This window comes from Streptomyces sp. F63, assembly GCF_018070345.1.
Lineage (GTDB): Bacteria > Actinomycetota > Actinomycetes > Streptomycetales > Streptomycetaceae > Streptomyces.
Map to the genome: position 1 here is coordinate 478,636 of NZ_JAGPXX010000001.1, position 26,708 is coordinate 505,343.

Annotated in this window: 28 protein-coding genes and 1 tRNA gene; 12 read left to right on the forward strand and 17 right to left on the reverse strand. The window is 73.0% G+C overall.

Annotated features, from left to right (window positions below; translation table 11 throughout):
• Nucleotides 1–36: 36 nt before the first annotated feature.
• The 8 genes from KBZ10_RS02120 to KBZ10_RS02155 all read right to left on the reverse strand — a co-directional run bounded on the left by KBZ10_RS02120 (nt 37) and on the right by KBZ10_RS02155 (nt 4,624).
• A complete protein-coding gene (locus KBZ10_RS02120; RefSeq protein ID WP_210985697.1) occupies nt 37–870 on the reverse strand; it encodes an RNA polymerase sigma factor SigF in 834 nt (277 codons plus the stop codon).
• 180 nt (nt 871–1,050) lie between these two features.
• Nucleotides 1,051–1,881, reverse strand: a complete 831-nt coding sequence (locus KBZ10_RS02125) for an RNA polymerase sigma factor SigF (RefSeq protein ID WP_210985698.1) — start codon at nt 1,879–1,881, stop codon at nt 1,051–1,053.
• A gap of 275 nt (nt 1,882–2,156) precedes the next feature.
• Nucleotides 2,157–2,450, reverse strand: coding sequence for a Dabb family protein (locus KBZ10_RS02130; protein WP_210985699.1), 294 nt, complete (start codon nt 2,448–2,450; stop codon nt 2,157–2,159).
• A 61-nt stretch (nt 2,451–2,511) separates the two neighbouring features.
• Nucleotides 2,512–2,676, reverse strand: a complete 165-nt coding sequence (locus KBZ10_RS02135; RefSeq protein WP_210985700.1) for a hypothetical protein — start codon at nt 2,674–2,676, stop codon at nt 2,512–2,514.
• Between the two features lie 212 nt (nt 2,677–2,888).
• Nucleotides 2,889–2,973: transfer RNA gene (locus KBZ10_RS02140), tRNA-Ser, on the reverse strand.
• A gap of 127 nt (nt 2,974–3,100) precedes the next feature.
• Nucleotides 3,101–3,637: a tRNA adenosine(34) deaminase TadA gene (gene tadA / locus KBZ10_RS02145; RefSeq protein WP_210985701.1), complete on the reverse strand. Its 537-nt coding sequence runs from the start codon at nt 3,635–3,637 to the stop codon at nt 3,101–3,103.
• A gap of 37 nt (nt 3,638–3,674) precedes the next feature.
• On the reverse strand, nt 3,675–4,205 hold the full coding sequence (locus tag KBZ10_RS02150) for a hypothetical protein (RefSeq protein WP_247701612.1): 531 nt from the start codon (nt 4,203–4,205) through the stop codon (nt 3,675–3,677).
• Between the two features lie 221 nt (nt 4,206–4,426).
• A complete protein-coding gene (locus tag KBZ10_RS02155) occupies nt 4,427–4,624 on the reverse strand; it encodes a hypothetical protein (protein WP_210985702.1) in 198 nt (65 codons plus the stop codon).
• 214 nt (nt 4,625–4,838) lie between these two features.
• Between KBZ10_RS02155 and upp the strand changes: the two genes are divergently transcribed.
• Entirely contained in the window at nt 4,839–5,474 is a 636-nt protein-coding gene (gene upp / locus KBZ10_RS02160) for a uracil phosphoribosyltransferase (RefSeq protein WP_210985703.1), read from the forward strand.
• Between the two features lie 24 nt (nt 5,475–5,498).
• Here upp and KBZ10_RS02165 read toward each other — a convergent pair whose 3' ends face one another.
• The 3 genes from KBZ10_RS02165 to KBZ10_RS02175 form a co-directional block, all read right to left on the reverse strand.
• The gene (locus KBZ10_RS02165; RefSeq protein ID WP_210985704.1) at nt 5,499–6,146 is read right to left on the reverse strand and encodes a LytR C-terminal domain-containing protein; all 648 of its coding nucleotides are present in this window, start codon (nt 6,144–6,146) and stop codon (nt 5,499–5,501) included.
• 92 nt (nt 6,147–6,238) lie between these two features.
• Entirely contained in the window at nt 6,239–6,535 is a 297-nt protein-coding gene (locus KBZ10_RS02170; protein ID WP_019707468.1) for a type II toxin-antitoxin system VapB family antitoxin, read from the reverse strand.
• 158 nt (nt 6,536–6,693) lie between these two features.
• Nucleotides 6,694–8,223 carry a M28 family metallopeptidase gene (locus KBZ10_RS02175; RefSeq protein WP_307847136.1) on the reverse strand — a complete coding sequence of 510 codons (1,530 nt, stop codon included), beginning with the start codon at nt 8,221–8,223 and terminating at the stop codon, nt 6,694–6,696.
• Nucleotides 8,224–8,577: 354 nt separating this feature from the next.
• On the opposite strand from KBZ10_RS02175, the gene KBZ10_RS02180 reads away from it, so the two are divergent.
• Nucleotides 8,578–8,793 carry a DUF1918 domain-containing protein gene (locus tag KBZ10_RS02180; protein WP_210985706.1) on the forward strand — a complete coding sequence of 72 codons (216 nt, stop codon included), beginning with the start codon at nt 8,578–8,580 and terminating at the stop codon, nt 8,791–8,793.
• Nucleotides 8,794–8,856: 63 nt separating this feature from the next.
• Here the strand turns inward: KBZ10_RS02180 and KBZ10_RS02185 are convergent, their stop codons facing one another.
• Together KBZ10_RS02185 and KBZ10_RS02190 are read right to left on the reverse strand one after the other, a co-directional pair.
• Nucleotides 8,857–10,227 carry a nicotinate phosphoribosyltransferase gene (locus tag KBZ10_RS02185; RefSeq protein ID WP_210985707.1) on the reverse strand — a complete coding sequence of 457 codons (1,371 nt, stop codon included), beginning with the start codon at nt 10,225–10,227 and terminating at the stop codon, nt 8,857–8,859.
• A 65-nt stretch (nt 10,228–10,292) separates the two neighbouring features.
• Complete coding sequence (locus KBZ10_RS02190) at nt 10,293–11,045, reverse strand: SDR family oxidoreductase (protein ID WP_210985708.1); 753 nt, start codon at nt 11,043–11,045, stop codon at nt 10,293–10,295.
• A gap of 200 nt (nt 11,046–11,245) precedes the next feature.
• Between KBZ10_RS02190 and ppsA the strand changes: the two genes are divergently transcribed.
• Together ppsA and KBZ10_RS02200 are read left to right on the forward strand one after the other, a co-directional pair.
• A complete protein-coding gene (ppsA, locus tag KBZ10_RS02195) occupies nt 11,246–13,792 on the forward strand; it encodes a phosphoenolpyruvate synthase (protein WP_210985709.1) in 2,547 nt (848 codons plus the stop codon).
• Nucleotides 13,793–13,902: 110 nt separating this feature from the next.
• Nucleotides 13,903–14,784 carry a universal stress protein gene (locus KBZ10_RS02200; protein WP_210985710.1) on the forward strand — a complete coding sequence of 294 codons (882 nt, stop codon included), beginning with the start codon at nt 13,903–13,905 and terminating at the stop codon, nt 14,782–14,784.
• Between the two features lie 11 nt (nt 14,785–14,795).
• On the opposite strand, the gene KBZ10_RS02205 is transcribed toward KBZ10_RS02200, so the two are convergent.
• The 3 genes from KBZ10_RS02205 to KBZ10_RS29975 all read right to left on the reverse strand — a co-directional run bounded on the left by KBZ10_RS02205 (nt 14,796) and on the right by KBZ10_RS29975 (nt 17,686).
• Nucleotides 14,796–15,710: a DUF72 domain-containing protein gene (locus KBZ10_RS02205; RefSeq protein WP_210985711.1), complete on the reverse strand. Its 915-nt coding sequence runs from the start codon at nt 15,708–15,710 to the stop codon at nt 14,796–14,798.
• A 396-nt stretch (nt 15,711–16,106) separates the two neighbouring features.
• On the reverse strand, nt 16,107–17,045 hold the full coding sequence (locus tag KBZ10_RS02210; protein ID WP_307847123.1) for a cytochrome c biogenesis protein CcdA: 939 nt from the start codon (nt 17,043–17,045) through the stop codon (nt 16,107–16,109).
• Nucleotides 17,046–17,050: 5 nt separating this feature from the next.
• Nucleotides 17,051–17,686 (reverse strand): redoxin domain-containing protein, encoded by a 636-nt coding sequence (locus KBZ10_RS29975; protein ID WP_210985712.1) that lies wholly within the window; start codon nt 17,684–17,686, stop codon nt 17,051–17,053.
• A 259-nt stretch (nt 17,687–17,945) separates the two neighbouring features.
• Between KBZ10_RS29975 and KBZ10_RS02220 the strand changes: the two genes are divergently transcribed.
• From KBZ10_RS02220 to KBZ10_RS02245, 6 genes are all read left to right on the forward strand, one after another.
• Nucleotides 17,946–19,853, forward strand: a complete 1,908-nt coding sequence (locus KBZ10_RS02220) for a pentapeptide repeat-containing protein (RefSeq protein WP_307847124.1) — start codon at nt 17,946–17,948, stop codon at nt 19,851–19,853.
• 467 nt (nt 19,854–20,320) lie between these two features.
• Complete coding sequence (locus tag KBZ10_RS02225) at nt 20,321–20,794, forward strand: Tat pathway signal sequence domain protein (RefSeq protein WP_210985713.1); 474 nt, start codon at nt 20,321–20,323, stop codon at nt 20,792–20,794.
• Entirely contained in the window at nt 20,791–21,471 is a 681-nt protein-coding gene (locus tag KBZ10_RS02230) for a class F sortase (RefSeq protein WP_210985714.1), read from the forward strand. Before KBZ10_RS02225 ends, KBZ10_RS02230 begins: the two co-directional genes overlap by 4 nt.
• 90 nt (nt 21,472–21,561) lie before the next feature.
• Nucleotides 21,562–22,065, forward strand: a complete 504-nt coding sequence (locus KBZ10_RS02235) for an RNA polymerase sigma factor (protein WP_210985715.1) — start codon at nt 21,562–21,564, stop codon at nt 22,063–22,065.
• Nucleotides 22,049–22,615 (forward strand): hypothetical protein, encoded by a 567-nt coding sequence (locus tag KBZ10_RS29075; protein ID WP_247701613.1) that lies wholly within the window; start codon nt 22,049–22,051, stop codon nt 22,613–22,615. The genes KBZ10_RS02235 and KBZ10_RS29075 overlap by 17 nt, the downstream gene beginning before the upstream one ends.
• Nucleotides 22,616–22,971: 356 nt before the next feature.
• Nucleotides 22,972–23,484 (forward strand): DUF1203 domain-containing protein, encoded by a 513-nt coding sequence (locus tag KBZ10_RS02245; RefSeq protein ID WP_210985716.1) that lies wholly within the window; start codon nt 22,972–22,974, stop codon nt 23,482–23,484.
• A 539-nt stretch (nt 23,485–24,023) separates the two neighbouring features.
• Here the strand turns inward: KBZ10_RS02245 and KBZ10_RS02250 are convergent.
• Complete coding sequence (locus tag KBZ10_RS02250; protein ID WP_210985717.1) at nt 24,024–25,028, reverse strand: hypothetical protein; 1,005 nt, start codon at nt 25,026–25,028, stop codon at nt 24,024–24,026.
• Nucleotides 25,029–25,235: 207 nt separating this feature from the next.
• On the opposite strand from KBZ10_RS02250, the gene KBZ10_RS02255 reads away from it, so the two are divergent.
• On the forward strand, nt 25,236–25,832 hold the full coding sequence (locus KBZ10_RS02255) for a competence protein CoiA (RefSeq protein ID WP_210985718.1): 597 nt from the start codon (nt 25,236–25,238) through the stop codon (nt 25,830–25,832).
• A gap of 90 nt (nt 25,833–25,922) precedes the next feature.
• Entirely contained in the window at nt 25,923–26,645 is a 723-nt protein-coding gene (locus KBZ10_RS02260) for a hypothetical protein (protein ID WP_210985719.1), read from the forward strand.
• Nucleotides 26,646–26,708 lie beyond the last annotated feature (63 nt).

A 26,708-nucleotide genomic window follows, 5' to 3' on the forward strand; every position in this document is an offset into this window, starting at 1 on the left:
TGCGTACGCCTCACCGGCCCCGGGGGCCGGGGGCGGTCACTCCTCCGAGACCAGGCCCTCGCGAAGCTGCGCGAGGGTGCGGGTGAGCAGCCGGGAGACGTGCATCTGGGAGATGCCCACCTCGTCGCCGATCTGCGACTGCGTCATATTGGCGAAGAAGCGGAGCATGATGATCTGCCGCTCCCGGGGCGGCAGTTTGGCCAGCAGCGGCTTGAGCGACTCCCGGTACTCGACGCCCTCCAGCGCCGTGTCCTCGTAGCCCAGGCGGTCCGCGAGGGAGCCCTCGGTGCCGTCCTCCTCGGCGGCGGGCGAGTCCAGCGAGCTGGCGGTGTAGGCGTTGCCCACCGCGAGCCCGTCGACGACGTCCTCCTCGGAGACGCCCAGGCAGGCCGCGAGCTCGGGGACGGTCGGGGAGCGGTCGAGCTGCTGGGAGAGTTCGTCGCTCGCCTTGGTGAGCGCGAGCCGCAGCTCCTGGAGCCGGCGCGGGACCCGCACCGACCAGCTGGTGTCCCGGAAGAAGCGCTTGATCTCTCCCACGACGGTCGGCATCGCGAAGGTCGGGAACTCCACGCCCCGCTCGCAGTCGAACCGGTCGATCGCCTTGATCAGGCCGATGGTGCCGACCTGGACGATGTCCTCCATCGGTTCGTTGCGGCTGCGGAAGCGGGCGGCGGCGTAGCGCACGAGGGGGAGGTTCAGCTCGATCAGGGTGTCCCGGACGTAGGCACGCTCGGGGCTGTCCTGGTCGAGGAGAGCGAGCCGCAGGAACAGGGAGCGGGAGAGGGTGCGGGTGTCGATGGCGGCGCCGTCGTCAAACACATGCGGTGCGTCAGTGGTGAGCACCTTCGAGCTGCCCAGTTCTACGGACATGCCACCCCCTTGGGTTGCGGACGAGTCGCAGCGGCATCCTCGCGGAAGAGGAGAACCAGCCTCCACCTGAATACCGGAAGGAGCGCCGCGGCAAACACAGTTCCTGCAGAATGTCACATGTCGGCAACGCGCTGTAGTGCCAAGTCGATTTATCTGTGCAGGAATGGCCACTCGTCCCGGTTACGCCTCGATTCTATTGGCGGACCTCAGGCGCGCGAAGCTCCTCGACAGCAGCCGTGACACGTGCATCTGACTGACCCCCAGCTCCGCGCTGATCTGCGACTGCGTCAGGTTGCTGTAGTAGCGGAGCATCAGGATGCGCTGCTCGCGCTCGGGCAGCTGGACCAGCAGGTGCCGCACCAGATCACGGTGTTCGACGCCGGCGAGCGCCGGGTCCTCGTAGCCCAGCCGGTCGACGAGGCCGGGCAGGCCGTCGCCCTCCTGGGCCGCCTCCAGGGAGGTCGCGTGGTACGACCGGCCGGCCTCGATGCAGGCGAGCACGTCCTCTTCGGGGATGCGCAGGCGCTCGGCGATCTCGGCGGTGGTGGGGGAGCGGCCGTGCAGCACCGTCAGATCCTCGGTGGCGCCGTTCACCTGTACCCACAGCTCGTGCAGCCGGCGCGGCACATGGACGGTGCGGACGTTGTCGCGGAAGTAGCGCTTGATCTCGCCGATGACGGTCGGCATGGCGAAGGTGGGGAACTGGACGCCGCGTTCGGGGTCGAAGCGGTCGATGGCGTTGATCAGGCCGATGGTGCCGACCTGGACCACGTCCTCCATCGGTTCGTTGCGGCTGCGGAACCGGGCGGCGGCGTAGCGGACCAGCGGCAGGTTCGCCTCGATGAGGGCGGTGCGCACCCGGGCGTGCTCGGCGGTGCCGGGGGTGAGTCCGGAAAGCTTCTGGAAGAGGACCTGGGTCAGGGCGCGGGTGTCGGCGCCGCGGCTCTCGCGGGATCGGCCGATGCCGCTCCGGAAGGGTGTCGCGGGCACAGTGCGAGCCGAAGCGGTCATGCCACCCCTTCACAGAGTTCATCATCCGGCAAAAGCGGTCATAGCATCACAAGACATAAGCGTCGTGTGCAAGCACCGGATACCGCCGTGTCCGTGGCAAGTTGGGCCGTCGGCGCAGCCGGTGGCGCGGGCCGGGAAGCACCGTGCGGGGAGGCCGTCCCCGGTTGCTCCCGGCCGCTCACGGGTGCGCCCCGGGGGTGTTCGGGGCGGTCCCGGGTACGGCGACGGCCCCTCACCCGGGGTGGGTGAGGGGCCGCCCTCGGCCGCTCGCGGCCTCAGAACTCGTAGTCGGCGATCACCCAGGTGGCGAACTCGCGCCACTGCGCCGCGGCGGCCTGGTGCGCCGGGTGCTCCAGGTAGCGCCGCAGCGCCTCCGCGTCGGCCACGGCGGAGTTGATGGCGAAGTCGTAGGCGATGGGCCGGTCGGTGATGTTCCAGGCGCACTCCCAGAACTCCAGCTCCGGGATCACGTCGCCGAGCTGCCGGAACGCCTCGGCGCCGGCCACGGCCCGCGGGTCGTCGCGCCGCACGCCCTCGTTCAGCTTGAGCAGGACCAGATGGCGGATCACACGACACTCCTCGCGGGGCTCACGGGGCCGGCGGCGCCATGCGGCAGGGGCGCCGCGCGGCTCAGTTGACCAGCCGGGACATGAACTCACCGACGCCCTTGGCGGCGGTGGATATGCCGTCGAAGCCTATCTGGACGAGCTCCCCGGCCCGGTCGGGGGAGGTGATGATCGTGTACAGCACGAAGACGATGAGCAGGTACATTCCGATCTTCTTCGCCTGTGCCATGACGAACCGCCTCCCTGCTCCGGTGCCGAGCGTGCTGCCCCCTGAGCAGTCGCGTGAGTCTAGCGCTCGAACGCCGGTGCGGGGCCCGAGCGTACGGTGATCCTTCCGCTCCGGGCAATGGCCGGGTGACCTGGGGATACCCGTCGGCGCGGAGGAGCCGGGGGGCAACGCGCGAAGGGCCCCGCCGGATCGGCGGGGCCCTTCGACGAGAGCGGTAGCGGAGGGATTTGAACCCTCGGTGACTTGCGCCACACTCGCTTTCGAGGCGAGCTCCTTCGGCCGCTCGGACACGCTACCGGGAGAGAGCTTAGCGGAGGCGGCCCCGGGATCGAAATCCGGTTCCTCGCGGAGCGGGCCGGGGGCCGGTGCGGCGGACGCGCGGCGGACGCGCGGCGGACGCGCGGCATGGGCCGGCCCGGGGGCGTCAGGCGTCGCCGCCGCGGAAGAAGCGGGTCAGCGGCGCGGCGCAGTCCCCGGCGAGCACCCCGGAGATCACCTCCGGGCGGTGGTTGAGCCGGCGGTCCCGTACGACGTCCCAGAGCGAGCCGGCGGCGCCCGCCTTGGCGTCGGGGGCGCCGTACACGATCCGGTCGACACGGGAGAGGACGGTGGCGCCCGCGCACATGGTGCAGGGCTCCAGGGTCACCACGAGGGTGCAGCCGGACAGCCTCCACTCCCCGCGGGCGCGGGCCGCCTCGCGGAGCGCGAGGACCTCGGCGTGCGCCGTCGGGTCACCGGTGGCCTCCCGTTCGTTGCGGCCGCGGCCGAGTACGGCTCCGTCCGGGCCGAGGACGACGGCGCCCACCGGGACGTCCCCCGTCTCCGGTGCCCGGACGGCCTCGGCCAGGGCCAGGCGCATGGGGTGGAGCCAGCGGTCGCGCACCGGATCGTGCGAGGGCGTGCCGCGGCCGCCCCGGCCGGGCCGGCCGGCCGGGACGGCCGGGGAGCAGATGTCGTCCATGGGGACAGTGTCGGGCAGGTGCGGTGCGGCCCGCGGCTCAGCGGACCGCTTCCAGGACGTCCACACAGCCGAGGGCGTCGGCGATCGTGCTGAGCGCGTCCGTGTCCAGGGCCAGCAGTTCCTTCTCGGGCATCCCGAGATCCTCCAGGAGGAGTGAGTCCCCGATCGGGCCGGGGGGCACGCCGTCGTCGGCGGTCTCCTCGTCGTCGTCGGGCTCGCCGTCCTCCGTGCCGTCGAGGTCCACGAGGCCGTCGAGGTCGTCCGGGTCCCTGCCGAGCAGTTCGTCGGTGAGCAGGATCTCGCCGTACGAACTGCGGGCGGCGGCCGCCCCGTCGGAGATGAAGATGCGCGGATCCTCCTCGCCGTCGACCCGCAGGAGGCCGAACCAGGCGTCCTCCTGTTCGATGAAGGCGATCACCGTGTCGTCGTCGGTCGATGCCCCTCGGGCCAGATCCATCAGATCGGCCAGGGACTCCACATCGTCGAGCTCTGTGTCGCTCGCTTCCCACCCGTCTTCGGTGCGCGCGAGCAGTGCGGCGAAGTACACCGTGACTCTCCCACTGGTCATAGGCGTGTGCCGGGGCCGTACCGGGCGCGGTCGGTTCCGCTGTCCCGTCCACTCGGAATCGTGGCAGAAACAGCGCCATTGTGAGAGGTCTTCGGCTGTGCGTCGTGTACCAGTCCTGTGATCGGTTTCTTATCGAGCCTGATCGGGACGGTTCGGAGCTGCATCGAATTGTCGGGCGGACCACGGCTGCCCGGGGCGTGTCCCGGGGTCCGTCGTCCCCGTCACCAGCGGAAGGTGCGCATCCTCATCTGCTGGCGCATCCGGGCGGCGCGGGCGCGCCGCGGCTGCACCCGGTCGCGCAGTTCCCGGGCCTCGTGGAGTTCGCGCAGGAACTGGGCACGGCGCCGGCGTCGCTCCGCGGCGGTCTCCGCCGCGCTCGCGGGCGAAGCCTGGTCGGTTCCCCGGTCGCGGTCCGCCATGCAGACACCCTTCCCATCCGCTCGCCGCACCGCCCGGACGGCGGTGTCAAGGTCCCGGGCTCCGCGGCCCGGGGGTATTCCTCCCACTTTCCCCGAGCACGCGCATTGATGCGATGTGATACGACCGGACGACGGGACGCGCGAGCCGGCGCGCGCACCCGGTCCGCGCACGCCCCGGCGCGGGCCGTGCCGGCGAGCGGTTAGTGTCGGTGTCATGCGGATCCACGTCGTCGACCACCCGCTGGTGGCGCACAAACTCACCACACTGCGCGACAAGCGCACCGACTCCCCCACCTTCCGGCGGCTCGCCGACGAACTGGTGACCCTGCTCGCCTACGAGGCCACGCGCGATGTGCGCACGGAACAGGCCGGCATCGAGACCCCGGTGACCGCGACCACCGGGGTGCGGCTCTCCCATCCGCGCCCCCTGGTCGTGCCGATCCTCCGGGCGGGTCTGGGGATGCTCGAGGGCATGGTGCGGCTGCTGCCCACCGCCGAGGTGGGCTTCCTGGGCATGCTCCGCAACGAGGAAACGCTGCAGGCGTCGACGTACGCGACCCGGATGCCGGACGACCTCTCCGGCCGGCAGGTCTACGTCCTCGACCCGATGCTGGCGACCGGCGGCACGCTGATCGCGGCGATCAACGAACTGATCACCCGCGGTGCGGACGACGTCACCGCTCTGTGCCTGCTGGCGGCGCCCGAGGGCGTGGACCTGATGGAGCGGGAGCTGAACGGCGCCCCCGTCACCGTCGTGACGGCCGCGGTGGACGAGCGGCTGAACGAGCACGGTTACATCGTGCCCGGCCTCGGCGACGCGGGGGACCGCATGTACGGCACCGCGGGCTGATCCCCGGGCCCGCGGAACGCGGCTTCAGCACGCCGGGCGGGCGGAGGGCTTCGGCGCGGGGCTCACGAGGGCGGTGACCGTCTCGGCGGCCCGGTCCTCGGGGGCCAGTCCGCCGAAGGCGTCACCGATCATGAAGTCGACCTCGGCCGGCTTCTTGCGGCTCTTGTCCTGCTTCGTCTTCGCGCCGGCGAGGTGGGCGCCGAGCACGTCGAACGCGCCCTTCTCCGCCGCGGGCGCGCCCAGCAGCAGCGCCGAGTCCTTGACCTTCTTGTCATACGCGGCCGGGGCGTTGTCCACCTCGCCGATGGTGAAGCCGCGCTTCTCCAGCGCCTTGGCCGTCTTCTTGGCCAGCCCGCTCCGGGTGGTGGCGTTGTAGACGTTGACCGTGATCTCGGCCGGCTCCGGCAGCACCTTCGGCTTGGGCGCCGGGGACGCGCTCGCCTGCCGCCCCACCGCGCAGTTCTTGGCGCCGGCGGCGGCGCGGGCCTCGACCCCGCCGCCCGAGAAGATGCCGACGACCTGCAGCGTGCCCCACCCGATGAGGGCGACGGCCGCCGTGGCGCCGATCGCCGCGAGAACGACGCGGCGGTGCCGCGGCCTGCGCATCCGCGGGTAACGGTTGCCCGTGATGCGGTACTTCCCGCCCATGCCGGGAGGAGTGAGCATGCTCATGGGCGCAGCGTAGTGCGGGCCGTCATTTCTGCCTACTAAAGGATCAATGCGTGGCGGGCCCCTTGACTCGAAAGGGGCAAGAGGCGCGGAGGTCAGCCGAGGTCGAGCACGCGGGCGTGGAGCACCTGGCGCTGCTGGAGCGCGGCGCGGACCGCGCGGTGCAGCCCGTCCTCCAGATAGAGGTCGCCCTGCCACTTCACGACATGCGCGAAGAGATCACCGTAGAAGGTCGAGTCCTCGGCGAGGAGCGTCTCCAGGTCGAGCTGTCCCTTGGTCGTCACCAGCTGGTCGAGGCGGACCGGGCGGGGAGCCACGTCCGCCCACTGGCGGGTGCTGTCCCGGCCGTGGTCCGGGTACGGCCGCCCGTTTCCGATGCGCTTGAAGATCACACGGAAAGCCTACCGGGCCGGGCACTCCGGGCGCAGCCTCGCAGGGGGAGCCGATCCTCCCGGGGCGCCCGCGCGTGCGCCGCGGGCGCCGGGCGGAGGGCCCGACGCCCGCGGTCACCCGCGGCGGGGAGGCGGCGGGGCGGCCGGCCGTGCCGGTGTTACGCGGTGGGCCGTTCGTGGGTGTGGCCGTCGTGCAGGCCGCCGCCGCTGCCGGCGTCACCGTCGGTGGGCACGGACTCCACCGGCTCGGTGAGGGAGCGCAGGTCGTGTGCGTAGGTGCCGACGGCGTTGGCGATCACGTCGATGTTGACGTCGAAGGCCTCCATGCTGATGTTCGACAGGTCGTCGCACGCCTCGTGGTAGCACGGGTCGTAGGCGACGCCCGCCTGCCCGCCGAACAGCGCGGCCTGTTCCTCCGTCTTGACGCCCTCGGCGCCGGTGAAGGTGCCGCCCGAGGGGATGCCGGCCTCGATGAAGGGTCCGTAGTCGGAGCGCCCGGTGAAGTCGGTGCCCGCGTGCGGTGTGCCGCGGCGGTCGAGGAAGTCGGTGATCTGGCGCTCGAGCTGGGCCGATCCCTCGGGGCCGGGTCCGGCGCCCACGGCGTCGGAGTCGTCGCCGTCGTAGACGAAGAGACCGTAGTTGGGTGAGGCGATCATGTCGAAGTTGAGGTACAGCTCGATCTGCTCGCGCTGCGCCTCGCTCAGGTCGGCGACGTAGTGCTCGGCGCCCTGCAGTCCCAGCTCCTCGGCCGACCACCAGGCGAAACGTACCTTGTTGGCGGGCCTGTCGTGGCTCTTCGCCAGTTGCAGGGCCACTTCCAGCAGCCCGGCGGAGCCGGAGCCGTTGTCGTTGATGCCGGGGCCCTTGGCGACGGAGTCGAGGTGGGCGCCGAGCATCACGGTGCGGTCGGCCCGCCCACCGCGGGTCTCCGCGATGACGTTGCGGGTGGTGCGCTCCTCCTGGAGGGCCCGGATCTCGTACGTCACCGTGACCTCGCCTTGGGCGGCCTCGGCGGCGAGCGCCTCTCCGGCCTCCTGGGTGATGCCGCCGGTGGGGATGCGGCCCGCGTCCGCGGCGCCGAGGGTTCCGGCGAGGGAGCCCTCGGTGTTGTTGTAGACGATCGCCCCGACAGCCCCGGCGTCGGCGGCCGTGGCCTGCTTCTGGGCGAAGGTGCAGCCGCCGCGCTTGATCAGGGCGATCTTCCCGGTGTAGGTCTGGCCGGCGTAGTCGGCGGCGTCGCAGCCGCTGGTGCCGTCCTCGTCCACCGGCGCGGCGGCGAGGGGGGCCGTGATGCCGCCCTCGGGGGTGCTGGTGGTGTAGGTCATGGCCGTGACCTCGATGTCCCGGGCCTCGGGCGTGACCACGGAGAGCTTCTCGGCGAGCGTCTCGGTGTAGACGAACGTGAAGTCGTCGTAGGAGACCCGGTAGCCGGCCTTCTTGAGCAGCTTGTAGACGTAGGCGGCGGACGCGTCGTAGCCGAGGGTGCCGGCCGCGCGGTGGCCGCCGGTCGAGTCGGCGATGGCCTGGAATCTCTCCAGGTGGCGGTGGGCGTTCTCGGCGGAGGAGCGCTTGACCAGCTTCTTCGCGAGGTGGGCGGCCCGGTGGGCCGGATCCGGGTGGGCGGTGGCCGGGCCGGCCGAGGCCAGCAGGAGCGGGGTGGCGAGCGCGGCGGCGGCGAGTGCCGCTATCGCCCGGCGCGGGTGGCGAGCTTCCACGGAAGATCCTTCCGGCAGAGGGCTGAGCCGATGGGGGGCGGTCGGCGACCGGCTGTCCGGCATCCGGTGGTTCGACTCCGTGATGCGAACAGCCTGTGTGGAAGGGAAAGTTAAGGGATGCGGACGGCCGCTGGGAACGGCCGCGACGCGTTCACCTCGAATTTTCACGTGCGGCGGCCGGTCCCGCCGCACGGGTGCGGCCGGACGGGTTCCCGCGCGGAGAGCCGCGTTCGGGCCCGCAGCGGGTGGTTCCGTCCGTCACCGTGCCCTCTTCACGCGGACGTGCCACGCTGGAGGCGGAAGCTCCGGCAGAGAGCGGTGAGAGCGATGCGGGCACAGCTCGGCGACCAGATCGTGGTGGAAAGCGGAACGACGGGCGGCGCCCGGCGCGACGGGGAGATCGTCGGGCTGCACCACGCCGACGGCACGCCCCCGTACGACGTGCGCTGGTCGGACACCGGCCGGGTGACGGTGGTCTTCCCGGGACCGGACGCGCACATCCGCCACCTGCACCACGAAGGCGGACCGGGCCGCCGGGCCTGATCCCGCGGCGGTGCCGTCCCGGAACCGGGCCGGTTCCGGTCCGGGCGGGCGCCGGCGCCGCGCTCAGCGGCCCGGCGCGCCCAGAACGCGCGTCTCGATGCGCCGGCGGACCTCTCCGGTGAGCCGGGTGAGCGCCCCGGAGACCTGCGCCTCCGGGGGGTGGGGTTCCCTGATCCGGCGGGCGGCGTCCGGAAGTTCGGCCAGATCGGCCTCGAAGCGGCGCCGGGCGGCGCCGAGCGCGGCCGCCGCGCCGAGCGCCGGGCCGGTGCGCCGGCCGCCCGTCATCACCGTCTCCAGGAGCGGTTCGGCCCCGGGCGGCACCGGCTCGTCCCGGAGCGCGACGGTGTCCCGCAGGCCGGGGCGGCGGAAGACCTGCTTGGCCGCCGGCCGGGTGACCTTCCTGCGGGACAGCTTCATCACCGGGCGCCCCTCGTAGGCGACCAGCTTGTAGGCGGAGTCGAGATACGGGGCGTCGGCCGAGACGCCGGCCTTCGTGCCGACCGCGTACATGTCGATGGGGGCGCCCGACTCCACCAGCCGGTCGATCTCGTACTCGTCCAGGCCGCCGCTTGCGGTGATCCGCACCTCCGGCAGGCCGGCCGCGTCGAGGATCTGCCGGGAGCGGACGGCCAGTTCGCCCAGATCCCCGCTGTCGAGGCGGATCGCGGAGCGGGGGCCGTGGCCGAGATCGCGCAGTACGCGCGCGGCGGTGCGGACGCCGGCCTCGGTGTCGTAGGTGTCCACCAGCAGGGTCACCGGGCCCGGGTGGGCGCGGGCGAAAGCCCGGAAGGCGGTCTCCTCGTCCTCGTACGCCTCGATGTACGAGTGCGCCATGGTGCCGACGGCCCGCAGGCCGTAGGTGTGGGCGGCGGCGACGTCGCTGGTGCCCGCGAAGCCGGTCAGGGCGCTCACGCGGGCCATGGCGTGGCCGGCCTCGGTGCCGTGGGTGCGGCGGAGCCCGAAGTCCACGACCGGACGGCCGCGGGCGGCGAGAACGCAGCGGGCGGCCTTCGAGGCGACCGCCGTCTGGTGGCTGAGCTGGTTGAGCAGGATGGTCTCCGCGAGCTGGGCCTGCGGCAGCGGGGCGGTGACCTCCAGCAGCGGCTCGCCGGCCAGCACGATGCGGCCCTCCGGCACGGCGCGTACCTCGCCGCGGAACTCCAGGCCGTCCATCGCCTCCAGCTCCTCGGCCGGCCGGTTCATCGCCGCCGCGAAGGCGGCCGCCTCGGCGGGGCCGACCCGGAGCCGGGAGAGGTGATCGAGCGCCGGTTCGAGGCCCGCGGCGACGAGGAAGCCGCGGCCGGGCGGGAGTTTGCGGACGAACAGGCTGAAGGTGGCCTCGCCGGTCATCCCCTCGCGCAGATAGGCGAGGCACATGGTCGCCTCGTACAGATCCGTGGTGAGGACGTCCTGTGACGGCTTTTCTCCGGTCATGTCGGCAGTATCCCGGTCCGGTGGGGTGCGCGGCACAGGGAAAGGGCGGCCGGCGCCTCCGCGGCCTACTCCTCCGGGGCCTCCACCGGCAGCGGGGAACCGGTGGTCGCGCCGCCGTCCACGACGAACTCGCAACCGGTGGAGAACGTCGCGTCGGCGACGACGAACAGCGCCATCCTCGCGACCTCCTCCGGCTCCCCGAAGCGGGCGATGGGCTGCGTGGCGACCATGGCCGGGTCCAGCCCGGCGGTCATCGGCGTGGCGATCGGGCCGGGGTGCACGGAGCAGACGCGGACCCCGTCCGCGGCCATCTCCAGCGCCGCCGACTTCGTCAGGCCGCGCAGGCCCCACTTGCTCGCCGTGTAGGCCCCGAGGTTGGCGTAGCCCATCAGCCCGGCCGTGGAGGAGACGTTGACGACGGCGCCCCCGCCCGCCCGGCGCAGGGAGGGCAGCGCCGCGTGCATGCCCAGCCAGGCGCCGTAGAGGTTGATGTCCAGGACCCGCCGGAAGGCTTCCGGGCTCTGCTCCCCGATAGTGGCGAAGTCGACGATGCCCGCGTTGTTGACCAGCACGGACACCGGCCCGTACGCCTCCTCGGCCGTCGCGACGGCGGCGGACCAGTCCTCCGCGGCGGTGACGTCGAGCGGCTGGAAGCGGGCGGCCGGGCCCAGTTCGGCGGCCAGCGCCTCGCCCTCCTCGCGCAGGATGTCGCCGATGACGACGGAGGCGCCCTCCGCGGTGAACAGGCGGGCCATGGCCGCGCCGATGCCCCGCGCGCCACCCGTGATGATGGCCGTACGGCCGTTCAAGCGGCCCATGTCAACTCCCGGTTCGTCGGTGCGTCGATCTTCATCCTGCTTCCCGGACCCCGGCTCCGCCAGGGAAGAACGGTCCCGGCGGCCGGGGACAAGGGTCCCGTTCACGGCGCGGACGGCGAGGAGACCAGGGGTGTTCGGCGGGGCGGGGAGCTGCCCGGCTTTTTCCGTTTTGTTCGCCCGTTCGGGGCTACCCGGGCGGCATGGCCAGTCAGGATGCCCGGCCCGCCATGGTGCGGTGGTTCGAGGACCTCTCCTCCGGCGATGTCGCGGTGGTCGGCGGGAAGAACGCCTCCCTGGGCGAAATGATCTCCAGCCTCTCCGCCCGGGGAGTCCGGGTGCCCCCGGGCTTCGCCACCACCGCCGCCGCCTACGAGGAATTCCTGGACACCGGAGGGCTGCGCGACCGCGTCCGGGAACGGCTCGACGCGCTGCGCGCCGGTGCCGCGCCCGCGGAAACGGGCCGGGCGATCCGGGAGATGATCCTCGGCGCGGAGCTCCCGCCCCGTCTGACCGCCGCCGTACGGGAGGCCTACCGGGAGCTCGCCGCCCGGCTGGGGCGGGAGGACCCGGACGTCGCGGTGCGCTCCAGCGCCACCGCCGAGGACCTGCCCGAGGCCAGCTTCGCCGGGCAGCAGGAGACCTTCCTCAACATCACCGGGGAGGAGGCGCTGCTGGACGCCTGCCGGCGCTGCTACGCCTCGCTGTTCACCGACCGGGCGATCAGCTACCGCGAGCACCACGGCTTCGGCCATCTCCAGGTGGCGCTGTCCGTGGGCATCCAGGAGATGGTCCGCTCCGACCTGGCCGGCGCCGGGGTCGCCTTCACCCTCGACACCGACAGCGGCTTCCCCCGCGTCGTGCTCGTCAACGCCGCGTACGGGCTGGGCGAGTCCGTGGTCTCCGGCACGGTGGATCCGGACGAGTACCTGGTCTTCAAGCCGCTGCTCGGCAGGCCCGGACTGAAGCCGGTGATCTCCCGGACGGCCGGCCGCAAGCAGACGAAGATCGTCTACGGTGCCGGCGGGCCGGGGCGGGCGCCGACCGAGACCGTGGAGACCTCCGAGGAGGAGCGGACGTCCTGCGTCCTCGGCGACGAGGAGATCCTGGCGCTGGCCGAGTGGGCCGTGGCCGTCGAGGAGCACTACGGCCGCCCGATGGACCTGGAGTGGGCCAAGGACGGGCGGACCGGTGAACTGTCCGTCGTCCAGGCCCGCCCGGAGACCGTGCAGACCCGCAAGGAGGCCGCGACCCTCCGCTCGTACCGGCTGACCGGCCACGACGGCCCGCTGGTGACCGGCCTGGCCGTCGGCGACGCCATCGCCACCGGCAAGGTCTGCCGGCTGCGGACCGCGCGGGAGATCGCCGATTTCGAGGACGGGGCGGTCCTCGTCACCGGCGCCACCGACCCCGACTGGGAACCGATCATGAAGCGGGCCGCGGCCATCGTCACCGACCGCGGCGGCCGCACCTCGCACGCCGCCATCGTCAGCCGGGAGCTGGGCCTCGCCGCCGTCGTGGGCACCGGCAACGCCACCACCGAGCTCAGCAGCGGCCAGGAGATCACCGTGTCCTGCGCGGAGGGCGAGGAGGGCCACGTCTATCCCGGCATCCTCGACTACGAGGAACACGAGATCGACCTCGCGGACATCGCCCCGACCCGCACGCAGGTCATGCTGAACATCGCCAACCCCTCGGCGGCCTTCCGCTGGTGGCGGCTGCCGGCGGACGGCGTGGGGCTGGCCCGGATGGAGTTCGTCGTCAACAACCACATCAAGGTTCACCCGATGGCGCTCGTCCACTACGACACCCTGGAGGACACCGAAGCGCGCGCCCGCATCGACGCCCTCACCCGCGGCTACGACGACAAGACCGCCTTCTTCGTCGACCGGCTGGCCCACGGCGTCGCCCGGATCGCGGCCGCCTGGTGGCCCAAGCCGGTCATCGTCCGCATGAGCGACTTCAAGACGAACGAGTACGCCCGCCTCATCGGCGGCGAGCCGTTCGAGCCGGGCGAGGAGAATCCCATGCTGGGCTGGCGCGGCGCCAGCCGCTACTACAGCGAGGGCTACCGGGAGGGCTTCGCCCTGGAGTGCCGCGCCATCCGCCGGGTGCGCGACGAGATGGGGCTGACGAACACCGTCGTCATGATCCCCTTCTGCCGCACCCTCACGGAGGCCGACCGGGTGCTGGAGACGATGGCCGCCCATGGCCTGGAACGCGGCCGGGAGGGGCTGGAGATCTACGTGATGGCGGAGATCCCCTCGAACATCGTCCTCGCGGCGGAGTTCGGCGACCGCTTCGACGGCTTCTCCATCGGCAGCAACGACCTCACCCAGCTGACCCTGGGGATCGACCGCGACTCGGAGCTGCTGGCCACGGCGTTCAACGAGCGCGACCCGGCCGTCACCCGCGGTATCGAATACCTGATCGAGACGGCGCACCGCAAGGGACGCAAGACCGGGCTCTGCGGCCAGCGCCCCAGCGACGACCCGGACTTCGCCCGCTTCCTGGTGGGCGCCGGCATCGACTCGATCTCCGTCACACCGGACAGCTTTCTGCTCGTCAAGGAGAACGTCGCCCGGGCGGAGCGCGAGGCCACCGGCGGGGACGCCACCGATGCGGGCGGCGAGGACCGGGGGCGGGATCCCGGCACGGGGGAACGCGGCGCGGGCGAACGCGGCGCGGGCGAACGCGGCGCCGGCGAACACGGCGCGGGCGAACACGGCGCGGGCGAACACGGCGCCTGACCGAGCCTGAACGCGCCCGGGCACGGCGGCGGCACCGGTACGCCATGGGCGGCACCCCCGCCCGGCCGCCCGGGATGCCGGGCCCACCGGGGCCGGGCTAGCGTGACGGCATGTCTCATCAGGCGGGAGCAGCGCCGGTACGCCCGGGGCCGCCCCGGCACGTCCTCGTGGCCACCGACCTCTCCGGGCACGCGGAGCGGGCCGTCTGCCGGGCGGCGGCGCTCGCCGCGGAACACGGCGCCGTGCTGACCGCCGTCCATGTGACCGAGCCCGATCTGGACCCCGCCCTCCCCGCACACGCCGGCGACCGGCTGCGCGCGCAGCTCGACCGGTGCGCGGAAGCCGTGGAGAGGCATGCCGTGGTGCGCTCCGGAAGCATCGTGGCCGAACTCCTGGACGAGGCCGGGGTGCGGGGCGCGGACCTGCTCGTCGTCGGGGCGCACGGCGGGCACCGGAGGACCGGGAGCCTGCTCGGCGGCATCCCGCAGGATCTGGTGCGGGCGAGCGACGTCCCGGTCCTGGTCGTCCGGACCCCTTCCGGCGTGCCCTACGGCCGGGTACTGCTCGCCGTCGGCGCATCCACGTCCTCCTTCACCGCGGCCGGGACCGGGATCGCGCTGACCCCGGACGCGGAGCATCTGCTGGTCCACGCCATCACCGTCCCCGGCGAGCACCTGCTGCTGATGCGGGGGATGGGGGAACACGAACTGGAACAGCTGCGGGGCGCCTCCGAGGAACGGGCGCGGACGGAGACCGAGCACAGGGCGGCCGGACTCGTGCCGCCGCCCGCGCACGTCCTGGTGACCCCGGGCCGTGCGGAGGACGCCGTCCCCGAGCTGGCCGACCGCTACGGCGCCGGACTGGTCGTGGTCGGCACCGGCGCCCGGCACGGCCGGCTGGGCCGTGCTCTGCTCGGCGGCGTCGCCCGGCACGTGATGCAGGAGGCGGTCTGCGACGTCCTCGTCGTCCCGCCGGCACCCCACGGCGGGTGAGCGGTAGGGGGTCACGGCCCGCGGGCCATGGGGCCTCCGGCGATCCCCGCCGGCAGCCCCAGCAGCCCCCGCATCGTCTCCGCCGCCCGGACGGCCGCGTCACCGCAGCAGTTGTTGAACAGCACGTGCAGCCGCTCCGTCCGCTCCGCCATCCCGCGCAACCGGGGTACCCACGCGGCCAGTTCGGGCTCGGTGTAGCCGTGCCGGAAGCGGTCCTCCTTGCTGCCGGCCCCCCAGGCGGTGCTGCGGCCGTGGAAGCGGACCAGGCCCAGCCGCCGCGACGTCACGGGGGTGACCGGGGGGACCGAGGCCGGCAGGCCCTGCGCCGTGTCCACCGCCGCGGCCGCGAAGTCCAGCCGCGTCAGCAGGGCGGCCGTGGCCTCGTACGCGTCCTCGCGCCACCAGACCGGGTGCCGGAACTCGACCGCGACCGGCCAGCCCGCGGTGCGCTTCGCGCAGGCGCCGAGGACCTCCTCGGCGCGCGCACCGGGCACGAACCACGGCGGGAACTGGAACAGCACGGTGCCGAGCCGGCCCGCCTCGCGCAGGGGTTCGAGTGCCGTGGTGAAGCGCTGCCACACCTCGTCGAGCAGCGCCGGATCCGTGGCTCCGGGGCCGCGGCCCCGCTGCGCGGGAAACGCGGGGCGCAGATCGGCGGGCAGGGCGGCCCGCGGTGTCGGATGCCCGGTCAGCAGCGAGAACGCCTTGACGTCGAACACGAAGCCGGGCGGGGTGCGTTCGGCCCAGAGCCGGCTGTTGCGGCGGCTCGGCAGGGCGTAGTACGAGGCGTCGACCTCGACGACCGGGAACCGCTCCGCGTAGTGCCGCAGCCGTCCCTCCGGGTCCCGGCGGCCCGGCGGATACCAGCCGGAGGCGATCAGCGCACGGTCCGTCCAGGAACACGTCCCCACCAGAATCCCGTCCATGACGCCCGGTTACCCGGCCCGGGGCACGACACGGCACACCGACTCCCGTGCGGTCGCGGGGGTTGCCGCCACGGACCCAAGGGCTTGCCGGGAAGCAACACCTTGATTCCCGGCAAGCCCTTGGGACGGCCGCTCGCCGGCCGGACCGGCGGCCCGCCGTCGGCGCCGCCGGAGCGGCTCGGCCGGTGCGCTGCGGCGGGCGCCGGGGGGCACGCCGTGACCGGCGCCGTGCGAGCGAGGGACGGGCGCCCGGGGGAACGGGGGAACGGGGGGCATCCCCCGGCTCCGCGGGGCCGCCGGGCCGCGGGGCCGCGGGGCCGTCCGCCGGGCCGCCGGGCCGCAGAGCGGGAGATCCGGGGCTGCGCCGGAGACGGCCGCGGCCACCGGAGACAGGCGTCACCCGTGCTCCGGTGCGGGCCGGGAGGGCGGTTCCCCGGCCGGGCGCCCCGCCCCGTCCCCGGTTCCCGGTGCCGCGTCCCCGGCCCGGCGGGACCGGCGGAGCACGAACAGCGCCGCTCCCAGCAGTCCGGCGAACACCGCGGCCACCACGGGCACACCCAGATCCGCCAGCACCCCCGACAACAGGCTCTGCACGGCCCCCGCGCCGCCGACCACGGGGTCGGTCACCGGGCCGCCGTTCAGCGCCCGGATCTCGTACCAGCCGTAGTACGCCACATACGCGCCGGCCGTCAGCAGCAGCCCGCCGCCCAGCCGGGAGGCGATGCCGCCGAGCCGCCGCAGCCCGCCCACCCGGGCGGTACGGGTCAGGGCCACCGACAGCGCGGCGGCACCGGTGACGAGGCCCATCCCGGCCGCGTAGGCCGCGAAGAGCAGCACGCCCTGCCGCACCGAGCCACCGCGGAAGGCGGAGACGACGATGGCGAGGAACGGCGCGATGGTGCAGCCGAGCGAGGCGACGGCGTAGGCGCCGCCGAACAGGGCCATGGCGGGCAGGGAACGGGAAACGGTGGGTGCGCGGCCGAAGGCCGGAAGCAGCGCGGGCAGGTGCCGCCCGGCCAGCAGCCATACCCCGACCAGGCCCAGCGCCAGTCCGAAGACGATGGTGAACCAGGGCAGATGCCGCTGCACCTGTCCCGCGACGGGGGCGATGACCAGGCCGAACACGGTGAAGACCGCGGTGAAGCCGGCCGTCATGGCGGCGGTCGCCGTCAGCGCCCGGCCCACCGCGGCCGCACGGCTCGGCCTCCTGCCGCCGTCGTCCAGCACGAGCAGGGAGAGATAGGCGGGCAGGAGCGCGAAGCCGCACGGGTTCACCGCGGCGAGCATGCCCGCCGTCAGGGCCAGCGCGAGCGCGGCGGGGACGAGGTCCGGCACGGCGGTCAGCCGACCAGCACGCGGACCTTGCCGGCCAGCCCCTCACCGGCCGGCAGACTGCCGGTGAAGGCCGTCTTGCCCTTCCCGTCGAGCACCACGTACGTGCTCTGCTCGGTGACACCGAACTTCCGCCACAGTGCGCCGGGTTCGTCGTTCAGTTGCGGAAAGCCGCCGGCCTTCGCGGAGGTGACGAACTCCTTCATGGCCGCCGGCTTGTCCAGGCCCGCGACCCCGACCACATGGGCCTTCCCCTCGAATTCCCGAGCCACCTTCGCCGTCTCCGGGCCCTGCGCCTTGCACGTGGGACACCACGGGGCCCAGAACCACAACACGGTCGGCTTGCCGGCGAGCTCCGTTCCGTCGAACTTCTGTCCGTCCAGGGTCTTCCCGGTGAAGCGGAACGCGTCCGGCACCTCCGCCGACCCCTTCGCGTCCCCGTTCTTCTCCGTGCCCTCCGCGCCCTCCGCGTCGCCGGAACCGGCACCGGACCCGGCCGCCGGACCGGACCCGGCGGTACCCGCCGTCCCGGAGCCGCCGGATGCACCGGAGCCGTCGCCGGAACCGCATCCGGCGACGGAGAGCAGGACAACGGCCGCGCAGGCCGGAAGGAACGGGCGGCGGACACGGACACGGACACGCATGGCGGCTCCCGGGATTCGGTAGGTCAGGGCGAATCTAGGCCGGACGGGCCGGGAAACGCCCCGCCCGGTCCTTACGGTTCCGTGACGCCGCCGCGCCCGGGCCCCGCGGAGCGGCGGCAGCGAACCCGCCCCGGCCCGCGCGGGGGGGCCCGCGCTCCGGACGGGCCCGCGCTCCGGACGGCGTCCATGGTCCGGACGGGGTCCGCGCTCCGGACGGGGCCCCCAGCCGATCGCGGCTACGCTGCCCGCGGAGGATGACGTGGACAGTGAGAGCCGAACGACCGCTGCCGGCACGGGCATCGGTACGGGCACCGTCGCCGGCTCACCCCGCTGCGAGGGGACCCCGGTCGGGGAGCACGGCGCCTGCCTCGCCCATCTCACCGATACCGACCGCACCGCATATCTGGCCTCTCTGACCCCGGGCGCCGACGTCGACCACCGCGGCACCCCCTTCACCCGGGAACTGCTCACCGCGCTCCTCACCGCGCTGCGCGACCCCGCCATCCGGCGGCCGAGGATCGGCACCGCGCGGTTCGACGGGGCGCTCTTCGCGGGCGGCGCCGACTTCGGCGGGGCGCACTTCACCGGCGACGCCTGGTTCTCCGGGGCACGGTTCGCCGGCGACATGTCCCTGTCCGGGGCGGAGTTCGCCGCCGACACCTGGTTCCAGGGGGCACACTTCGCCGGGACGGCCGGCTTCGGCGCCGCGCAGTTCCGTGGCAGCGCCTGGTTCCACGACACGCGCTTCGCCGCCGACGGGTGGTTCGGCAATGCCCGGTTCCACGGTGCCTGCTGGTTCAGCGGCGCCCTCTTCCGGGGGCGGGCCCGGTTCGGAGCGGCCCGCTTCACCGGCGACGCCCGGTTCAACGACGCCCGGTTCCACGGCGACGCCTACTTCACCGTGACCCGCTTCTCCGGCGCCGCCGGCTTCGACGGGACGGAATTCCGCGGATCGGCCGGCTTCGGCGGAGCGCGGTTCGCCGGGCAGACGCTGTTCCACGGCGCCCGGTTCGCGGGCAACGCCCGCTTCGACATGGCGCGGTTCGAGGACGCGCCCGTACTGGGCCCGCTCACGTGCGCCGACACCCTCGTCCTCTCCGGGGCGGTCTTCGGGGCGCCCGTCGTCATCGAGGCGGCGGCCGGGAAGGCGGTCTGCGTGCGGACACGCTGGGCGTCCACGGGGACGCTCCGGCTGCGCTACGCCGGAGTGGACCTGACCGACGCCGTCCTCGAATACCCCCTCACCGTGGCCGCGGTCCCCGCCCCCTTCACCGCCCCCGAGGGCGGGACCGTCGCGGAGACCGAACTGCCGGACGGCGCCCCGGCGGTGCGGATCCTCGCGCTGACCGGCGCCGACGCCGCGCATCTGACGCTCAACGACGTGGACCTCTCCGCCTGCCGCTTCTCCGGCACCCTCCACCTCGACCAGCTGCGCCTGGAGGGCCGGTGCGATTTCGGCGAGAGCCCGTCCGGCCGCCGGTCCGGCGGCCCGCCGCGCCGATGGGCCCGGCGCAGCACCCTGGTCGAGGAACACCACTGGCGGGCCCGGCGGGAATCCGATCGCCGCCCCGGACGGCCGCACGGCTGGGTACCGCCGCCGGAGGGCACACCCCCTCCCGGGCCCGCAACGCTGGCCGTGCTGTACCGCCAGCTGCGCAAGTCCCTGGAGGACGGCAAGAACGAACCGGACGCTGCCGACTTCTACTACGGCGAGATGGAGATGCGCCGGCACGACCCCACCCGGGCCTCCGCCGAGCGCCGTCTGCTGACCACCTACTGGGCGCTGTCCGGCTACGGGCTGCGCGCCTCACGGGCGGTGTGCTGGCTGCTGGGCGCCATCTCCGTCACCGTGCTGACGCTGATGCTGTGGGGCATACCCGCCGGCGCCCCCGAGCCGGAGCGCACGGCCGGGCCGGACCGCGAGAGCGCGCAGCCGGCCGCCGAACCGGCCGCCGAACCGATGGCCCCGGACGGCTCGTTGCCGGAGCGTCTCACCGCGGAGAGGTGGGAGAAGTCGGTACGGGTCGCGATCAACTCGGTGGTGTTCCGCTCCGCCGAAGCGGAACTGACCACTGCGGGCGTCTACATCGAGATGGCCTCCCGCCTCACCGAACCGCTGCTGCTCGGCCTCGCCGTCCTGGCCGTCCGCGGCCGCGTCAAACGCTGAGACGGCGACCCGTGCCGAGGGCCGGGGTCCGAGGGCGTGCCAAGGCCCGAGGCCGCGTCAGGGAGCGGGCGCCCATGCCGGGAACCCGGCCGGTCGGACACTGGGACCACCCGGCCACCCGCCACCCGCCGGCTGCGGACCGCCGGCTGGGGACCGCCACCAGCCACCAACGGCCGGCCGAGGTCCACCGGGTGACGCCACCGTCCCACCGTCCCACCGTCCCACCGTCCGGCCGTCCCACCGTCCGCCTGCCGCCTGCCGCCCGCCGTCCGCCGGGTGACGGCCACGGCCCCGCCGCCCGTCCGTCTGCCGCTGCCGACGGCCACCCCGGCCGTCCGCCGGACTTTGCCATCTCTTTACAACGCGCGCGGCCGCTGCCTCGTCTCTCCGCACGATCCGCCCCTCAGCCCGCCGCGTACCGGGCGGGCCGCCGAGTACCGGGCGGACCGACGAAAGAGAGCGATCCCATGCGCCGAACTGTCCTCAGTGCCGTGGCACTCGCGTGCATCGCCGTGCCGGCGAGCACCGGAGCCGCGTTCGCCGACGCCGCGGCCGAGGCCCTCACGCACCGCCCGGCCGCGAACGTGTCCCCGGCCGACGCCTCGCCGGTCCCGGTCCCCACCGCCGAACCGTCCGAGGCGTCCCCGGCGTCCCCGGTTCCCACGGTCGTGCCGTCCGAGGCGTCCCCGGCCCCCGCTTCCCCGGTTCCCACCACCGAGCCGGCCGCCGCCTCCCCGGTTCCCACCACCGAACCCTCCGATCCCCCGGCCGAGGGCCAGGTCTCCGTCGTCCCCTCGGGCGCGCCGGACACCGGCGTGACGGCGGAACCGCACCGGCCCGGGAAGGCCGGGGCCGGTCTGATCGGCGGCGCCGCCGCAGTGCTCGTCGCGGGCGGTGCCACGGCGTTCGCCGTGCGCCGCCGGCGTGCGACCGGGGCGTGACCCGGCTCTCCAGGCGTACGACCCCGGCCCCCGTCTCCAGGCGCGCCTTCGCCGCCGCGGTGGCGTCCTCGCTGCTCACGGGCTGCGCCGGCCAAGGACCCGGCCGGACCGCGACCACACCGTCCGGCAGTACGCCACCGTCACCGACCGGCAGTACGTCACCGTCACCGTCACCGTCACCGGCCTCACGGGCCTCCCGGGCCTCGCCCGCCCCCGCGGAGCCGGTCGGGCTGCGGATCCCGGCCATCGGGGTCGACACCCCGGTCATCCGGCTGGGGCTGACGGCGGACGGCACGGTGCAGGTGCCCCCGGCCACGGCCGGCGACCGGGCGGGCTGGTACCGGCACTCGCCGCCCCCCGGGCAGACCGGCCCGTCGGTCATCCTCGGCCACGTCACGGTCGGTGCCCACGGGGACGGGGTGTTCCGCCACCTCGCGCGGCTGCGCCGGGGCGACCGCATCACGGTGCGCCTGGAGAACGGCAGGACGACGGCCTTCGCCGTGGGCTCCGTACGGACGGTCGCCCAGGCGGAGTTCCCGACCGACGACGTCTACGGGGACGTGCGCCGCCCGGAGCTGCGCCTGATCACCTGTGGCGGTCCCCGCACCGCCGGGGGATACCGCGACAGCGTGATCGTCTTCGCAGCGCCCGCCGAGCCGGACGCCCCGAAGCCCTGACCCCGGAGGGGACACCGGGCCGGCCGGCGGAACGCACACCGGCGGCCCGGCATCCTCCCTCCGGGCACCCCCTCACGACCCTGGAGAGCGTTGAAACGGCCCCGAGCACGGTCTCGTGACGAGGCGGCGTCCGAACTGTTCGCCGCCCTCTACCCGCGCCTCGCCGGCTGGTGCCGGCACCTCGTCGACGACGACGAGACGGCCCACGAGATCGCCTCCGAGGCGTTCACCCGGCTCTGGGCCCGCTGGACCTCGGTGGAGGAGCCCCGCGGCTTCCTGTACGTCACCGCGGCCAATCTCGTACGGGACCACTGGCGCAAGCTGGAGCGCGAGCGGAAGGCCGTGCGCCGTGCCACCACCGAGGCCGCCGTCCGCCCCCACACCGAACCGGCCGATCCGTCGGTGCGCCTGATCGTGCAGTCGCTGCCGCAGCGACTGCGGGTGCCGATCCTGCTGCACTACTACGCTGACATGCCGATCCGGGAGGTGTCCGCGCTGACCGGGCGCAAGGAAGGAACCGTCAAGGCCGACCTCCACGCGGCCCGCGAACTGCTCCGCGCCCACCTGAGGAGGAGCCTTGACCACACGCTTTGACGACGACGGCCCGGACTCCGAACCTTTCGGACCCTCCGATCCCTTCGGACCCTCCGATCCCTTCGGACCCTCAGGCCCCGACGACCCGCTCGCGGTGATCCTGCGGCCCGCCTCCGACATCCTCGGCCCGCCCCCCGGCCGCTACGAGGCGATCCGCCGCGCCGCGTCCCGCCGCCGGCTGCTCCGCACCGCGGCCGGGGCCGGCCTGTCCTGCGCCGTCGCGGCCCTGGTCGCCCTGCCGCTCTACCTGGCGTCGCCCGGGGCACCCGCGCCCCCGGCGGTCCCCCAGGCGCCGCCGTCCCTCCCCACCGGTCCCGCGACGCCCTCCACCCCGCCGGATCAGCACACTCCGCCGATCTCGCCGGAGCCCTCCGACCTCCCTCCCTCCGGCAGCCCTCGACCCGAGGAGCCCTCCGCGCCGGCCGGCGGGGACGCCGCCACGCACGGACCGTCGGAGGCGTCCGCGACGCCGACCCCGACACCGACCGAGCCGCCCACGGGCCCGGCCGGGACGAGTGCCCCCGCCCCCGGCGACGGCACCCCGCCGTAGCCGGTCCGGCAGCGGCCCGTCCCCCGTCACGGCCCGGAGCGGTGCACGGGGTGCGGCCGACCGGTGCGGGGCTCGCCCTGCGGCGGTCCGGCCCGGCCGATACGGCGATCACGATCGACCGCCGGTTCGCCATCCCGCCATCGTCGCCGACCGGCTCGACGCCGGCTCGCGGCTCCGGTCCGGGCTGCGCGCGGGCGAGTTGGGACTGAGCGGCTGAGGGGAGATGCCCGGGGCAGCCGGCGGGCGGAGGCTCTCGGTTTCGGAAGCCGCCACCATCCGAGGCCGGTCGGACCGATCCGGATCCGACGTCGGATTCCCGCCAGCATCGGCGATTTCAGCTGTGCAGCCTTGAGCCCATGACGCCAGCTACTCATCAACCGACTGCCATCGCTCCACACGTCCTCGACGGGCTCCGCAGACGCGACGATGCCAGCGCGGTCCCGCGCCTCTGCGAGCAGGACACGGAGGGAGCGCCCTTGCGCTGCTGTTTGCGCCGCAGCCGTGCCGGCGAGCGGATCTCGCTGGTGTCCTACGCTCCGCTCCGCCGGTGGGCGGCAGAGGCTGGTGTCGACCCGGGGGCCTATGACGAGGTGGGTCCCGTCTTCGTCCACACCGACCGGTGCGCGGGCCCGGACCCGGCGCTCGGCTATCCGTTCGCGGAGACGGGGGCACTGCGGGTCTTCCGCCGATACAGTGGCGAAGGGCGGATTACGGGAGGCACACTCCTGCGCTTGCCGGACGATCCCGGCCACGCACAGGCCGCCGTGGACGAGGCCCTGCATACCGCCTTCGCCGACTCGGAGGTCGCACTCGTGCATGTACGGGCGGTCGAGTACGGCTGCTTTCAGTACGAGGTGCGAAGGCCCTGACCACAGGCCGGGTAAGCCTCTGCCCGCACGACCCGTGCCGTTCACAGGCACTTGTTGACGAAGGCCCCGACCGGCGAACCGGTCGGGGCCTTCGCGTCTGCCCTGATGGGCGGTGCGGAGGATACGAGATTCGAACTCGTGAGGGGTTGCCCCCAACACGCTTTCCAAATGTTCGTCTGGGGGTTCTGGGGCGTACCGGAGCATCCTGACCTGCGGTGCAGTGTGTACGGGCGGAGCCTCCGGACAGTGCCGTACGCCGGTGAATGCAACCAGAACTGCAACCACTGAGGGGTTCTCGGTCTGGCCTTCATGCCGCGGCTTACTCCTCGGACAGGCCAGGCCGCCATTGCCGGATGGCTCCGTCGAAGTCGCCGTCGCGTACGTCTTGCAGGGCCGTCGCGAACCCGATCAGGAACACCGTAGGAGCCTCGGGTGGCAACGGCGGGCCAGCAGCCAGACCGCTTACCGTGGGGCCGTGACGATGCGTTCCGACGATGCTGCCGGGCCTGAGCCAGTGGTTGTGCGGGTTTCGCCTGCTGCTACCAGAGCTCCGTGATGCCACCCCAATCGTCCTGGCCGAGCGACGACGCCCACTTGGTAGCCACACGCGTGCCATCAGCGAAGTGGCCTGCGGGGCTTTCCCACTCCGTGAATGGCCCGAGCAGCTCGATCACGTCGTCACGAAGGCCCCGGAGCCGACCTCGTTGGGCTTCGCGGACTCGCTCAGCAACCGGCCGCAGCAGGGACACCTGCAGCCCATAGGGGCCGAAGGACGCGGTGAGGTAGTTACCCCCGCGGGCTTCCACTGGCTCACCTGCTTCGAGGGCTGCGAGGAACGGGGTGTAGTAGGCGACGATAAAGGAGTCAGGGTCGTCCACACGCAGGTCAACGGCCTCGGGCTCGTCCTCCTCCGGATCTACTGCGTACACACACAAACGTTCCACGCCGGCCTCTGTCTCTTCGAAGTAGGCGGCGCAGCCGTACGTGATCTCGGGAATCTCTCCGCCGATGGAGCGTACGGTCCTCTTTTGGGCCCGCATGCTGCGCTTGAGGCTGCTGTCGATGGGGTTCGAGCGGCCCTTGGCCTCCGCGACTACCCATCCACCGCTGTGCCGTTGTCCGAAGAAGTCGGCGCGGCGTTTGGTCCGGGGGGCAACCACGATTCCGTGCGATCCGCCGTAACGGTCGATGTGCATCAGGAAGCGCACGGAGAGTACGTGTGTGGAGAAGATGCCTGTCAGGCCCTGGCCCAGGGTGTAGGAGAGCGCGACCTTTTCCGATCGGTCGAGTTCGCGGGCGAGGTCGGACCGCATCACCCAGCCGTTCGGGTGGCGTCGTAAATACGCTGGGATCAGGGAGACGCGGTGTAGCCACTCGAAGGAAGAGGTCAGACCGTGTCGTGCGGTGTCGCCGGGTGCGCGGCCAGTGATGAAGAGAGCATGGGCGAGTGCGTCGATGCTGAAGACGAGGCGTTTTGTGACCTTGCCTCCCAGCACGGGGAAATCGACTGCCCTGTACCAGACTTCGAGCTCATTATCTCGCACGCTGTGCCCCCGATTCCGACCTTGAACAGTTGCTGTTGGGCGCGCGGGCCCTGCTTCGGTTTCACCCCTCAGGGACCAGGGCCCTTGCTTCAGCTCTCCGCAGTCGTCCGCAGCGAGCGGACGAGAGGGGACTGTCAGTGCCGCCTGGTATCTGCTGTCGTATCAGATAGGCCGCGCCATACGCCGGATCGCCAGGAGAAGCGATTCATGCCCTTCACCGCATTACACCCCGATGCCGGACGACTCGACGCCACCCAGCTCGACCTTGGGTGCGCGATGGACTGGACCCAGATCCACAAGTCGCGTCCCCGCGCCCCGCTCACCTGCCCGGAATGCTCCTGGGGCGTCCATGCCAAGGTCTCCCGATACGGCGTGCGGTTTTTCTGCCATGACCCGGGACGGCCGCCATCATGCGAGCTGTCGAACGAGTCGTGGGAACACCACATGCTCAAGCTGGAGCTGGCAGGCGCGATCCGTGCGGCCGGGTGGTATGCCGAGTTGGAGGTCCCGGCCAAGGACGGCTCATGGCGTGCGGATGTCATGGCGTCCTCGCCGGACGGTGCGCAGCGCATGGCCTGGGAGGCGCAACTGTCCCCGATAACGGTGGAGGACATCCGGGCCCGCACCGCCCGCTATCGGGCAGAGAAGATCGCGGTGTGCTGGGTCAGCCCGCATAAGAAGCCGCCGCAGTGGGTGGGCGCGGTGCCGGGCATGCGGGTGCGGGCCCCAGAGACTGAGGGTGTCTGGGTGGTGGACGACGGGGTCGCAGGCTTCGACTACGCCGCCGGCGGTTGGACGTTCTGAGAGGAGGAACTGCAGACATTCGTCCGGTGGGTATTGCATGGGCAGCTCTCACCGTGCCGAAGTCTGCCGCGCTACCGACGGGTGACCCGTGTGGTCGACGATAGGCGCTGGGTGTACCTGCGGGATTTGTGGTGGACCTCCCGGCAGTCGGCGCGCGCCCAGACCGAACATGAGGAGATGCGCCAGCGCCAGGAGAAGGCGAAGGAAGCGCGCGAAGCCCGGAAGAAGCAGCAGGAGGCGGAGGCCGAGCGACGCCGCAAAGAGCTGGAGGAAGCGGATCGGATCCGCCGCGCCGAAGAGGCCGCACTCCGACGGAAGGAACAGGAGGGGCCGGACCGCGTTCTCCTGGAGCAGATGCGCGAGCGGTGGGCCGAGAGGGACGCACTCCGCGCCCGCGAACAGGCCGAGCAGGAGGAGAAGGAGCGGCAGGCCCTGGAAACAGCGAGGGCATGGTGGGGTCGGCTGTCCCGGCAGCAGGCCGAGGAGTTGTTCGCAGCCGTCGCCGAACTGGCCTGGCGGGAGGAGAAGTTGCGAGTGGAGATCCCAGAGAGCCCGAATATGGCGGCGCACTTCGCCTACGGAGTGCCCGTGTACTCCCGGGGGCGGCACCACGCCCTGTACGGCATCGTGCGCCCGTGCCCCGCCCTCGTCTCGCTCTCACCCCAACTGTCGTACCACCGAGCCTTCGTCCGCAACGCCCAGGAGATACAGGAGTTTGGTGAGACGCTGGCCGGCCGCATCACGCACTTAGAGGTCGTTCTCTATCCGCTCGGGTGGTCGATCGGGCTTCGAACAGGGCGCTGGATCGGGTGACTTGGCGGCTGGTGGGGCATAGAGGAAGGGCCTCTTGGTAGCTCGCGGTTGTCGAATCCAGCG

What these genes read in the sequence shown, in the direction of transcription:
- KBZ10_RS02120 (WP_210985697.1), bottom strand. Translation starts at nt 870, where the DNA reads ATGTCCGTAGAACTGGGCAGCTCGAAGGTGCTCACCACTGACGCACCG.
- KBZ10_RS02125 (WP_210985698.1), bottom strand. Translation starts at nt 1,881, where the DNA reads ATGACCGCTTCGGCTCGCACTGTGCCCGCGACACCCTTCCGGAGCGGC.
- KBZ10_RS02135 (WP_210985700.1), bottom strand. Translation starts at nt 2,676, where the DNA reads ATGGCACAGGCGAAGAAGATCGGAATGTACCTGCTCATCGTCTTCGTG.
- tadA (WP_210985701.1), bottom strand. Translation starts at nt 3,637, where the DNA reads ATGGACGACATCTGCTCCCCGGCCGTCCCGGCCGGCCGGCCCGGCCGG.
- KBZ10_RS02150 (WP_247701612.1), bottom strand. Translation starts at nt 4,205, where the DNA reads ATGACCAGTGGGAGAGTCACGGTGTACTTCGCCGCACTGCTCGCGCGC.
- KBZ10_RS02155 (WP_210985702.1), bottom strand. Translation starts at nt 4,624, where the DNA reads ATGGCGGACCGCGACCGGGGAACCGACCAGGCTTCGCCCGCGAGCGCG.
- upp (WP_210985703.1), top strand. Translation starts at nt 4,839, where the DNA reads ATGCGGATCCACGTCGTCGACCACCCGCTGGTGGCGCACAAACTCACC.
- KBZ10_RS02165 (WP_210985704.1), bottom strand. Translation starts at nt 6,146, where the DNA reads ATGAGCATGCTCACTCCTCCCGGCATGGGCGGGAAGTACCGCATCACG.
- KBZ10_RS02180 (WP_210985706.1), top strand. Translation starts at nt 8,578, where the DNA reads ATGCGGGCACAGCTCGGCGACCAGATCGTGGTGGAAAGCGGAACGACG.
- KBZ10_RS02185 (WP_210985707.1), bottom strand. Translation starts at nt 10,227, where the DNA reads ATGACCGGAGAAAAGCCGTCACAGGACGTCCTCACCACGGATCTGTAC.
- KBZ10_RS02190 (WP_210985708.1), bottom strand. Translation starts at nt 11,045, where the DNA reads ATGGGCCGCTTGAACGGCCGTACGGCCATCATCACGGGTGGCGCGCGG.
- ppsA (WP_210985709.1), top strand. Translation starts at nt 11,246, where the DNA reads ATGGCCAGTCAGGATGCCCGGCCCGCCATGGTGCGGTGGTTCGAGGAC.
- KBZ10_RS02200 (WP_210985710.1), top strand. Translation starts at nt 13,903, where the DNA reads ATGTCTCATCAGGCGGGAGCAGCGCCGGTACGCCCGGGGCCGCCCCGG.
- KBZ10_RS02205 (WP_210985711.1), bottom strand. Translation starts at nt 15,710, where the DNA reads ATGGACGGGATTCTGGTGGGGACGTGTTCCTGGACGGACCGTGCGCTG.
- KBZ10_RS29975 (WP_210985712.1), bottom strand. Translation starts at nt 17,686, where the DNA reads ATGCGTGTCCGTGTCCGTGTCCGCCGCCCGTTCCTTCCGGCCTGCGCG.
- KBZ10_RS02225 (WP_210985713.1), top strand. Translation starts at nt 20,321, where the DNA reads ATGCGCCGAACTGTCCTCAGTGCCGTGGCACTCGCGTGCATCGCCGTG.
- KBZ10_RS02245 (WP_210985716.1), top strand. Translation starts at nt 22,972, where the DNA reads ATGACGCCAGCTACTCATCAACCGACTGCCATCGCTCCACACGTCCTC.
- KBZ10_RS02255 (WP_210985718.1), top strand. Translation starts at nt 25,236, where the DNA reads ATGCCCTTCACCGCATTACACCCCGATGCCGGACGACTCGACGCCACC.